The sequence below is a fragment of the Pseudoalteromonas carrageenovora IAM 12662 genome, assembly GCF_900239935.1.
In the GTDB taxonomy this organism is placed as follows: domain Bacteria; phylum Pseudomonadota; class Gammaproteobacteria; order Enterobacterales; family Alteromonadaceae; genus Pseudoalteromonas; species Pseudoalteromonas carrageenovora.
In genome coordinates this window covers 211,016-222,500 of record NZ_LT965929.1, presented here as the reverse complement: position 1 = coordinate 222,500, position 11,485 = coordinate 211,016, and the positions used below count along the sequence as shown (strand labels likewise).

Sequence of the window (11,485 nt, the reverse complement as noted above, 5' to 3'; positions counted from 1 at the left end):
TTACTCACCCGTCCGCCGCTCGTCAGCAAAGTAGCAAGCTACTTTCTGTTACCGCTCGACTTGCATGTGTTAGGCCTGCCGCCAGCGTTCAATCTGAGCCATGATCAAACTCTTCAATTAAAAAGTTTTATGCCTTTCGACAGCTCAATGAATTCTGAATTTTGTTTTTGTTGCCAAAAACGAATTGACTGTGCGTTATTATTTTCACTTTTAAAAAAGTGAAATCAAAACAGCTCAAGGCTGAATCTTTTAATAACATATGGTCACTCAGTTTCAATTGAGACTCTAATTTGTTTGCCTCACTACCGAAGTAGGTTGGCTGTTAGAACTCAATCTGTACGAGTGCCCACACAGATGATTGCTTTATATTGTTAAAGAACGTTGCGATTTAAGTGTTAAACTTTACCTCGCTAGGGCTGCGCATATTACGCTTTCCTATTTTTTTGTCAACACTTAATTTTGTTAAACTTGAAAGTTTTCAACACTAAGTTTTACTCAACTCACTGATTGACTCTTGCCTCGCTAAGCGTTGCTGTCTGCCGTCTCAGTGGGGTCGCATTATAGGGAGAACAGATTTTTACGCAAGCGTTTTATTGATAAAACTTTAAATAAAACACTGTTCGTTGAGTATTTGAGCTAAACACATTAAAAAAACAACATAACTAGCACTTTATTAACATAAAGTGCCTTTTAAAAGTGTTTGTTATAGCTTGCGCTATCAAATAATAATGTCTATTGATCTGCTATTAAGCCATATATCTAAAAGCTATAGTTAAAACCAGCGTAATAACGACGACCTGAGTAGCTCGTATTGAGTAATCGTGCATCGGTGTCATTTCCTAAACGCGTTACTGATTCAGATTTAGTTAAATTAATAACCGCTGCGGTAAGGCTAAGCCCATCGTATAAATTTACGGATGCATTTACATCGAGCTGTTCGTAAGGATCTTGGTATACATTTAACCCGCTATTTAAACCGAGTACTGTTTCGCCTCGCTTATTATAAGAAGCACGTACATTAAAATAATCAGCTTCGTAATAAAAAGAAGTATTGTACTGATATTTGGCGCTGCCAATTAATGGCGATTGACCGAACGCTTCGCCATTTATAGTAACGTCTGCTTTATTAGTTTTGTTGTAAGTATAGTTTGCGTAAAACCCGAAGCCATTATCAAATGCATGCTGAATAAATACTTCCGCGCCTTTAGATACTGCATCGGTGCCATTACCTACAGTGCTATAGGGTGCAATAGTAATAGTACCACTATCTACTATGTTGGTTTTTCCTGCAAAGCTTTGCTGTGCATCTATTACAAGCGGTACGACAAAGTTATCGACCTTTTTGTAAAATAGTGCCAAACCTGCTGCTGAGCCTTCGCTGTAATAATACTCAATAGATAAATCGCTCTGTACTGACTCAAACGGTTTTAAGTTTTTATTACCACCGCTGCCACTAAAACCAGGAAGCTCGTTAAATGCAGCTCTATCATCTGCCCATTCATCCGATACAAATGTAATACGCTGCTGCGCACCTAAATCGCTGTAATCAGGACGAGACATTACTTTAGCAATTGCTCCACGAACAACCAAATCATCGGTAGCATCCCACGCAATATTAAAGCTTGGCAAAATTTGAGTGTCTTTATTTTGCTGAGTGACTAATTGATAGTCTTCTACAAAGCGAGCGTCACCTGTTACTGGCTCTCCTGTTTCGTTATTTGTATGATCTAATTGGTAAGTATATAGGTCGGTTGATGAAGTAAATGTTTTAGTTTGTACTACACGTACGCCCAAATTACCTCTTACTACGCTAAATTCAAAATCGCCTTGAATATAAAAAGCCGATATTTTTTCTTCTATATCGTAAACAAAGTTATCTTCAATTCGCGTATATGGGTTGTAGCTAGCTGTCACTAAATCACGATATTTATCCCAATCAACACTTGGCATTTGGTTTATGCTAAACCCACCTATTATATTTGTTTGATTGGTGAATACATCTTGTGCCAGCGGCATCCCACCATTCCATTGATAACTATCGAACTGCGTTATTCCTTGCTCACTCGCCTCACCTGCAGCAATATCAAAATTGGGATCTAAAAAAAACGTATTACCTGTTTCTCGATGAAGTGTCGCATGGCGATATTTAGCGCCTGTTCTAATGGTTTTTAAAAAGCCCCAGTCAACATAAAAATCGACATCTGCTTGATAGTAGTCTTCTTCAAGCTCGCTGCGTACAAAGCTTGAATTTGAAGAGCCCGCATCACGACCGCCTCCAATTCCATTTTGTAAATTAACTAATGTATTAGGGTCAATATTAAGTGATACGTTATCTTGCTCTAGTGACCAGCCTGCCGTTTGAGCCGCATTTTGAATAGTGGCTGCGTTTTCTCCCGCGTTAGAACTTTTATAGGCCGCTTCCCAGCTTTCCTCTGGGCCACCCTCTGATTGTGTATTACCAATTACAAAGCGTGCTTTGAAGTTATCACCCTCGTAAGTTAAGTTAAAATCAAACGTGTCTGAAGTTGACTCTTCTCGCACATAGCTTCCGCGCATCCACGGAAATTGCATATCATTTTCGACGCCGCTTGCCATAGCATCGTACTGCATACCTGTTGCAATAGTGCCTGTTTCGTCGAGTTTAACCGCCGTTAAAAAGTCTGGATTGAGTGACCATTCAGGTATATCAATTACAGACTCAGTTCGGTCTTGTCCAAGTGTAAAACCGAAGTAATTAAAACCAAGCTCTAAACGATTTGTTGGTCGCCATTGCGTACTAAATTGAATACCTTCGCGCTCACGTTTTTCGTTCAGTACTGAGCCACGCACTACTTGCGGAAACCACACCCCATCGTAACTATTACCGTTTGAATCATTTATCGTATCCCAGCCATTATTGTTATCAACTGAGTTGCCAGTAACATCTGTAGGCTGGCCGCCACCAGTGTAGCGCCAAACATTTGCATCGGTTCCACCTGAGATCGTTCTATTTGTTCGCTCTTGATAGGTATAACCCACTAAAATGCCAAAATTTTCATCATCGTTTTTCCACGAATACAACCCAGTAAATTGAGGTTCATACTCTTTGGTAACATCGGCGTAAGTGCTTTCTACATTAAATACACCTGAGTTCGCCTCCATACTTAATGGCTTTCGGCTATGCATTAATACAGTACCACCAACACCACCTTCATCTAAACGCGCTTCTGGCGATTTAAATACTTCTACACTTTCAATCATGGAAGAGGGTAATAATGTGTAATCAAAAGAACGTGAAGGCTCGCCCGGCGAAGACGCAATAAAATTACCATTGAGCTGAGTAAACGTAAGCTCAGACGATAAACCACGAATACTCACAGACGCACCTTCGCCACCATCGCGTTCAATAACTACACCTGGAACACGTTGCAATGAGTCAGCCACATTTTTATCAGGGAACTTACCAATATCCTCAGCAGTAATTGCGTCTACCACTGATCCCGACATACGCTTAACATCTAAATTTTCGGCCATGCTGGAACGTATTCCGCGTACTTCTATTACTTCCATGTCTTTTTTATTTATTGCATTTAAAGCTTCCTGCTCTGCATAGGCGTAACCTGAACCAAGCGCTGAAAGTACAGATAAATAAAGTGATGATTTACAAAGTTTTGAAAAAGGGAGAGAAAAATGGCGTGTTGATAACATGAGCGAGGCTGTTCCATTTAAACTTGCTTTACACAAGCTAAAGCAAATAGTTAATCCTTTTACGTAATTATGTTACGTAATGGCAAATTTGCGCTAATTTTACATAGCCAAACTTAATCGTTTGTTAACGCAAATAAAAAATAGATTATTAAACAGCCATTACTGTTAATTATTTTAAAGATATACTTTTAATAACTTCACCAAGCTCTAAAAGGGTTGGTTTCCCTCCATAATAATTTGTATCAATATGATAACTATTGCCAACCCAAAAAGGCGTCTTTGTTGAATTATGCCCATGAATAGAAAAATCAACGCCATTACTGCTTATTATTTTATCGTGCTTAACTACATCACGATCCCACAGTAACGACTCTACAACCGTTGACTTATCATTGGGGTAATTATTCCAATTCCACATTTGAGGAAATGTGTGAGATAAACCAATTTTGTAACCACGATATTCAAGTACTATAGAAAGCGGCTTACTTAAAAGCGCTTTACACATAACTTTAAGCTTTTCACTTGAAATTGACTTGTGCCAATTACCACCATTTTCTGTCCATAATTTATATGCAGCTTTGTCGTTACTCAATAATGACTCAAGCATTAAATGCTCATGATTACCTAAAACCATAAATGCATTAATGGCCTGTAGGTAAGTGAATAAATCAGGGGTTTGCTCACCTCGATCAACAAAATCGCCTAAGCAAAATAAAAAATCTTTCTGTGGGTCAAAATTTACCTTGTTAAGTTCATGCTTTAAGGCGGGTAAGTCACCATCAAGATCGCCAATAACAAATACTCGACAATCATTATCAAGCGATATTACGCATTTAGAAGGTGCACTTTGGATAGCGTTAGTACCTATTTTCAAAATAGACTCCTATAAATCTAACCCTATTTCTAGATTAAACATTGAGTTTATAAAGTACTAAAGTAACACACTATAATTAACATTTAATGAAGCCAAAGTAATATTGGCCTCTCGGGATTGAAGTATGTTCAAATTATAATCCCCCTTAAGCAACCTTAAAGGATGTGGGATTTGTACCGTATTGTGAGCACTAAAAAGGTTTATTAATGCGAACTAGTTAACCTGACATACTTTTGAGCTAATTCATCGAGGTTTTCACGATTATTAGGATCGGGTTTTATACAATTAATTGGACATACAATAACGCACGTAGGGTTATCATAATGCCCAACACATTCTGTGCATTTTGCTGGATCTATTTGATAAGTTTTTGACCCCATATAAATGGCCGTATTCGGGCACTCGGCAACACAAATATCGCAGTTAATGCACTTGTTATTTATAAGTAGAGCCACTTTTTAGTCTCGCTAGTTAATAATTTATTTTATCCCAAAATTATGCACTTTATCAATATAGAACAATTGATCTTAATCAATTACTTTCTTTAAATTTACGCACCAACTTGCTTGTAATAAGCTGGTCATATTATTCGCTTATTATTTATTTAAAATAAAATTCTAGAGCGAGTAATGAAGACTTTTAAAAGCCCCCTGCCATCGAATTTAAATGCTTCTTCTGAACAGACCGATGTAAAAAATATTATTAGCCATATTCGTAAGTTCATTAGTCGCCGAACTAGCAATGCAGATGACATAGACGACTTAGTACAAGAGGCTCTATTAAGAACATTAAATAGAAATAATACATCGGAGATAGAAAACCTTCAGGCATATATAAATCAGGTAGCAAAGTCTGTTATGTATAGCGATTGGCAAAAAAACAAAAGCCAACAAAATAATACTGACGATATTGAGCTGTTTACAGATGAGAATAGCGATCCTGAGGCGCAGTCTATTACAGAGCAAAAGCTCGATCTTGTTAAAAATGCACTTCAAGAGTTACCACCACTTAGGCGAAATGTATTTAAGCTTCGTCGTATTGATGGATTAAGTCGCGAAGAAATTGCTAAGCAGTTAAATATGAGCCAAGAATCTGTAAAAAAACATATTACGCGTGCAATGATACAAATAACGCTTCACATAGAAAAAAATCAATAACAATGTCCCCTTTTTTAAATTTTTACGCTCTTTATATTTAATCAACGCAGATTAGGTTTTTTAATGAACGAACAACGCTTAGAACAGGCAGCAGATTGGCTAGACCGGATTAATGATTTAAATGATCATGACCGTGAAGAACTATCGCTTTGGTTAAAATGCGCAGAAAATAAGAATGCATTTGAAAAAATAGCCAATGTATTTGGCGATCCTGCTGTTAAACAAGCTCTATACATTTACACTAAACAAAATAATTTAGCGACTCCAGAAATTGCGCCTAACACTAAACGCTCTAGAAATTTCCCTGTGCTCGCGTTAGCGGCAAGCTTTAGCGCTATTGCCTTTGCAGTGTACTGGCTTGCTATACCTGGACAAGCGTTTACACCAACACCTATTGCAAAAACAGCAGTTGAAACTAACCTACCTCAGCTTTTAGAAGCACGTTTAGGCAAACGTGTATCTAAGTTATTAGATGACGGTTCATATTTACACTTAAATGCAGATAGTGAGTTGACTGCACACTTACTACCACACTCTAGGCAAATCGAATTAAAAAAAGGACAGGTTTTTTTTGATGTAGCCAAAGATAAAACACGGCCATTTATAATAAATTCCGGACAAGCAAGCATTAAAGTACTAGGTACTTCTTTTGATGTAGAGCGCAATAAGGATGAAGTAGTGGTAACAGTGTACGAAGGCAGGGTAGAAGTCTCGGCCTTAGATAAAGTGATATTAACTCCCTCTCAACAAGCTGTTATAAAAAATGGACATATAGCTGTAGATTATAGCCAGCAGTTGGCACAACTCCCTGCTTGGCGAATGGGTTGGATTGATGCAAAAAAAGAACCTCTAACCACTGTTATCAAACAATTGCAGCGTTATAGCCCTATGGTAATTAAAGTAGATAACGCACTCAATAATACTTTAATTAGCGGACGATTTAATCTCGAAACGCCGCAACAAAGCCTTATGCTAATAGCATCTACTTACAACTGGAATGTAGAAAAAAAGAGCAACGAACTTCATTTAACGCGACCTTAAATGAAGTATGTTGATTAAACTCTTATGCTAAAACATGTGTGTACATTAAATAAACGTATTTTAGTGTACTTTTTTATTGCTGTTAGTTGCTTAACAGCAATGCCAAGTGCCGCAAAAAACATACATACGTTTGTTTATATACCTGCCGGTTCTCTCAGTGACAGCTTAAGAGAAGTAGCAAATGCGTATGCAGTCTCTTTTAGTAGTAACCCTTCACTTATCGACGACAAAACTACATCCACCTTAATTGGCGATCATACACTTGCTCAAGCATTGGATTATTTGTTAGAAGACAGTGAATTAACATATAAAATTCAAAACGATGGTTTTGTTATTTTTCCAAAAAAAGTAGTAAACGATAACGAAACACTTGAAGAAATAACAGTAAAGGGTATCCGCTATTCGTTGGCTCGCTCACGAAACTTAAAACACAATAATAAAACGATTAGCGAAGCAATTTCAGCACAAGATATTACCGATATACCAAATACTAACTTGGCTGAAGCCTTACAGTATATTCCGGGTGTAGCCATTACTCGCGAAGCTGGCGAAGGACGCCAAGTATCAATACGTGGCAGTTATCCTGATTTTAGTTTGGTCACACTTAACGGCATGCCTGTCTTAGCAAATAACGATTCACCGATGGATAGCCGAGTGCAAAAACAGCGCGATCGTTCTTTCGATTTTAATATATTACCTGCCGAACTATTTAAACAAATTCATGTAATTAAAGCCTATTCTGCCGACAAAATAGCAGGTGGAATATCTGGTACTATGGCACTGAAAACTATAAACCCCTTAGATAATGAGGGGTTTAAATTTGTTATTACCCCTGAGCTTGGCTACAACGACTATACAGGTACTGGCGCAACGCGTTATTCAAGCTTAATTTCTAACACCTGGAATAATTGGGGGGTACTTGCAAGCGTTGCGTACACAAACAGAGAATCGTTAGAGCAAGGCGCTAATACATTTCGCTGGCGAAATATTGCCATAGAAGGCGCTGATCTCTCGGCGTTAACTCAATCACAAGCTCAGCATTTAACTCAAGGCGATTATATAATCCCTCGCGGTAATCGCTACTCGGTATGGCAAGCAACCCAGCAGCGCTTTGGGGCAAACCTATCTGTAGAGTACAAAAATGAAACCACCCATGTTGATTTTGATATGCTCTCAGGTTTTTTAAAAGGTGATAGGCATGAATATCATTTATACCCAAGGGGGGATCAGTCAACGCCTATAATTATAGGGCTAACAACAATTAAAGACATTCAAGCTAATAAAAATAATGAGCTTGTGTATGCACGTTATGAAAATGCAAGAGTCGCTACTGAAAGTAGAGCCCAAAAAATAAAAACGGCATATCAGCAAGGCGTGCTCTCGCTTACACAACAAGTAGATCAAAATTGGAAAATAAACGCCATATTAGGAAACGAGCGCTCAAAGTATGACATTCCTTTCAGCAATAAGATTTATACCCAAGGTGTAAGTGACGTTACAATTGATTATCGTAAAACGCCATTTTATGCAGATATTAAGTACAGCGAAAACTTGAAAAATCCGACGATGTGGCAAATGCATCATGGTGATGTAGAGCAATACAATTCAAATAGTGAGTACACCTTCGCAAAATTAGATTTTCAATATGACGTTAATAGTTTAATAACTCTTCAATTTGGGGCTGACTGGACTCTGTTTGAAAATAAAATGAATAACGCACAGCAAAACGATATTTTTTTTAATGAAATACCCGATACACCACAACAATTAATTGACCTTCCTGCATCGTATGTTTCATCGCAAAATGCACATAAAAAACAGCAGTGGTTAAAAATAAACACGAATGAGGCACTCAAGCTTTATGGCATTGACCCATTTAATGTACAAGCCAATAATTTTTTAATCACGACTAAAGCTGAACATATAAAGGAATATAGCAGAGGTGCTTATACTCTATTGAGTACAGAGCAAGAAAAATGGGAGGCTCATATAGGTGTACGTTACCAATCAGAATCTATAACATCTTACACTCAAGCGCCTTACTCTCCGATTTTGTATAGTCTATGGCTTCCAACTTTTAATGGGTCATATTTTATTAACGATAATTGGCGATTTCGTGCAGGACTTTCCAAAAACTATTCAAAACCATTACTAAATTCACTCAATTTTGATGGCTCAAACGATACCCCCAGTAGTACAAAATACATATTTAACTCAAATCTAAAACCTTACTTATCTTATAATAGCGATATTTCCTTAGAGGCTGATTTTAGTAGTCACAGTTCGTTTAACATATCACTTTTTTATAAAGATTTAGAGGATTACATAGTCACAACACAAGCGCCTTTATTTGAAGGTTCGCCGCCTACAACCTCCGATAGTCAATTACTTTGGCTAAGTAATGCAGAAACGGCCTATCAGTGGGGAGCCGAGGTAAGTTTAAACTACTTAATACATAATTCTGATTGGGGCATTAATATACAAGCTGCTTATAATAAAGGTAAAGTCACCTATTACGACTCAAATAATGGCACTGCTTTATTTAAAAAAAACCTGCCTTTTTTATCTAAAATTACCGCATCAAGTATGATTTTTTACGACCACCCCAAATTCAATTTTAAACTCGGCGCTATTTTTAGAGATAAATATTTAGTGCGTGCTGGCAGCCTTTTACTCGATGAAAACGAAACCGGATTTATGCCGACCACCTATTGGGATGCAAGTGTAAATTATTATTTTTCTAATTATTGGAAACTTAAATTTAGCGCATTTAATCTCAGTAATGAACAAGAGCGACAATACAGTAATTCAACCCTCAGAGCTTACAACTCAACCACAAGTGGACGTACCTTTTACTTAGGGTTGAGTTATCAGTATTAAATGATTTTTCCTGTTTTTAAATCAACGCGGAAATTCTCCCCCTGGGTATGTTGACTAAATTTTGCCATTACTTTTATTAACAGGGCTAAGTATTGCTGTATTTGCGTATCTGTTTTACATGTCGATTGTGCTAAAAAAGTATTTAGTTGTTGATAAGTAATACGCTTTTTAGCTGTTATATCTGCTGTTACATCACCATTTCGTAATAAATAAAAATCTTGAAGCCATTCTTTTGTCGATACAGCTTCAAGCTGAGAGAGCAAATTAGGCGGTGCTTCATTTAAACATTGCATATTTAAAAACCAATCGGCTAAATGATGATTGTCATTTAACCATGCCACTAAATTTTTAGGCCAATCGCGTTTTATAAAACGCTGTTTAATCAGCCCAAATAAATGTTGCTTGGTAAAATCACCATAACTCTTTGAGTTCAAAATAGTGCGGTCAAAATTACTAAGATTATGCAAGTTACGATACTGCCATTCCTTTTCATATAAACTAAATAAGTTATTAAAACCCGGCACATCGTCTAATGTATGGGTACTAATAAGCGCGGTTTGCTTAGCTAAATTTAGCTCTACAACTTTATAGGCCGCTTTGTAAGCCGCTAAACTTGGCACTTGCACATTAACTAACTGGGAGTGCTGATTACTGGTTATCAGCGCCGTATCATTTAAATGCATATGCCCTGCAAAATGGAGCGTTAACCCTGTATCTGCCAGTATTTTTGCTGTACGTGGTGTTGGCACTCTTGGTAGAGAAAAATGACCACGGCTAAACACTTTATGTAATTCGTCATTTGCATTGTCGTAAAACTCCCCCATTGGAAAGTGACTAAATGCAACCAGTGTTTTATTTTGAGTTTTGGCTCTTTTTACAACCGTTTTTATCCACTTTAACAATAGAGGCTTTGCATCAATTAAAGCATTATAGCCGGCACCAGACGACCCTTTAAAAGTGAGCGGTGAGTTTTGCCATTGCGGTGCATACACATTGGCATCAATGGCCATTAACCAAACCCCTTTTATAGGCTCAACTAAATAGCTCGCATCGGGCATGGTGATACAGTGTTTTTTGTTATTGGGGTTACACCATATAAACTCTCGGTTTTTATAAGGCGTTTCATATAGCACATCACCTTTATGTTTACTAAACCCAAAGTCATTGAGTGTGCTTAGTATTTCAGCGTATCCCCAGTTTTTTAAACCATCATCACATACTGCCAGCTTAGCCATACATTTTTCATGTTGATAACTATAAACACCAAACTCTTTACCTTGCGCCATTAAAAAGTCCGCTTTACCTGCCGGTGTTGTATATGGTTTTACGGGATCGTGATTACCCGGTATGGCAAAAAAACGCATTCCATATTTCTTTTCATAATGACCTAAAATACGCGCCAGTGCCCGCACATTAATAGGTTGGCCATCATCAGTAAAATCGCCAGGTAAGGCGACTAGTTTTATTTTTTTTTCGGCTAGTTCATCTAATACATGTAAAAAAACAAAATAATTTTCATTAAAAAGACGTGTTGAATGGAGCTGGGCAAGCATACTACGCATTAGTAATGGTTGCTTTGAGGTAACGTCCTTTGGGAGTTCTATATTATCTACGTCATGTAAATTAGCAAAAATATCATGTAGATGAATATCGGCTAAAAAGGCCACTTTAACCGTCTCCATCTGCGGCGCACTTTTAACCTCAAAGTACTCAATAGCACTTACTTTGCATGTAATACATAACCCAATCCATAGTGCTAACCATAGTACTTTGACTCTAATCATGATGGCTTTATCCCGTTTTTATTTCACTTATTATTTAGAGCGCGGTAATGGATAAAAGGGGA

At 37.5% G+C, this 11,485-nt stretch carries 7 protein-coding genes and 1 rRNA gene (1 of these 8 only partly in view); 3 read left to right on the top strand and 5 right to left on the bottom strand.

Annotated elements, in window-relative coordinates:
• The 4 genes from ALFOR1_RS17330 to ALFOR1_RS17315 all read right to left on the bottom strand — a co-directional run.
• Positions 1 to 120, bottom strand: a 16S ribosomal RNA gene (locus ALFOR1_RS17330); it reaches 1,416 nt to the left of the window's first position.
• 639 nt (positions 121 to 759) lie between these two features.
• The gene (locus tag ALFOR1_RS17325; RefSeq protein ID WP_104643829.1) at positions 760 to 3,687 is read right to left on the bottom strand and encodes a TonB-dependent receptor; all 2,928 of its coding nucleotides are present in this window, start codon (positions 3,685 to 3,687) and stop codon (positions 760 to 762) included.
• Between the two features lie 169 nt (positions 3,688 to 3,856).
• Positions 3,857 to 4,561, bottom strand: a complete 705-nt coding sequence (locus tag ALFOR1_RS17320) for a metallophosphoesterase (RefSeq protein WP_104643828.1) — start codon at positions 4,559 to 4,561, stop codon at positions 3,857 to 3,859.
• Positions 4,562 to 4,764: 203 nt separating this feature from the next.
• Entirely contained in the window at positions 4,765 to 5,016 is a 252-nt protein-coding gene (locus ALFOR1_RS17315) for a YfhL family 4Fe-4S dicluster ferredoxin (protein ID WP_082660702.1), read from the bottom strand.
• A 174-nt stretch (positions 5,017 to 5,190) separates the two neighbouring features.
• Between ALFOR1_RS17315 and ALFOR1_RS17310 the strand changes: the two genes are divergently transcribed.
• The 3 genes from ALFOR1_RS17310 to ALFOR1_RS17300 all read left to right on the top strand — a co-directional run bounded on the left by ALFOR1_RS17310 (position 5,191) and on the right by ALFOR1_RS17300 (position 9,639).
• The gene (locus ALFOR1_RS17310) at positions 5,191 to 5,718 is read left to right on the top strand and encodes an RNA polymerase sigma factor (RefSeq protein ID WP_193328891.1); all 528 of its coding nucleotides are present in this window, start codon (positions 5,191 to 5,193) and stop codon (positions 5,716 to 5,718) included.
• A gap of 63 nt (positions 5,719 to 5,781) precedes the next feature.
• On the top strand, positions 5,782 to 6,759 hold the full coding sequence (locus tag ALFOR1_RS17305; RefSeq protein ID WP_104643827.1) for a FecR family protein: 978 nt from the start codon (positions 5,782 to 5,784) through the stop codon (positions 6,757 to 6,759).
• A 24-nt stretch (positions 6,760 to 6,783) separates the two neighbouring features.
• Positions 6,784 to 9,639 carry a TonB-dependent receptor gene (locus ALFOR1_RS17300; protein WP_104643826.1) on the top strand — a complete coding sequence of 952 codons (2,856 nt, stop codon included), beginning with the start codon at positions 6,784 to 6,786 and terminating at the stop codon, positions 9,637 to 9,639.
• On the opposite strand, the gene ALFOR1_RS17295 is transcribed toward ALFOR1_RS17300, so the two are convergent.
• Positions 9,636 to 11,423, bottom strand: coding sequence for a metallophosphoesterase family protein (locus ALFOR1_RS17295; protein ID WP_104643825.1), 1,788 nt, complete (start codon positions 11,421 to 11,423; stop codon positions 9,636 to 9,638). The genes ALFOR1_RS17300 and ALFOR1_RS17295 overlap by 4 nt on opposite strands.
• Between the last annotated feature and the right edge of the window lie 62 nt (positions 11,424 to 11,485).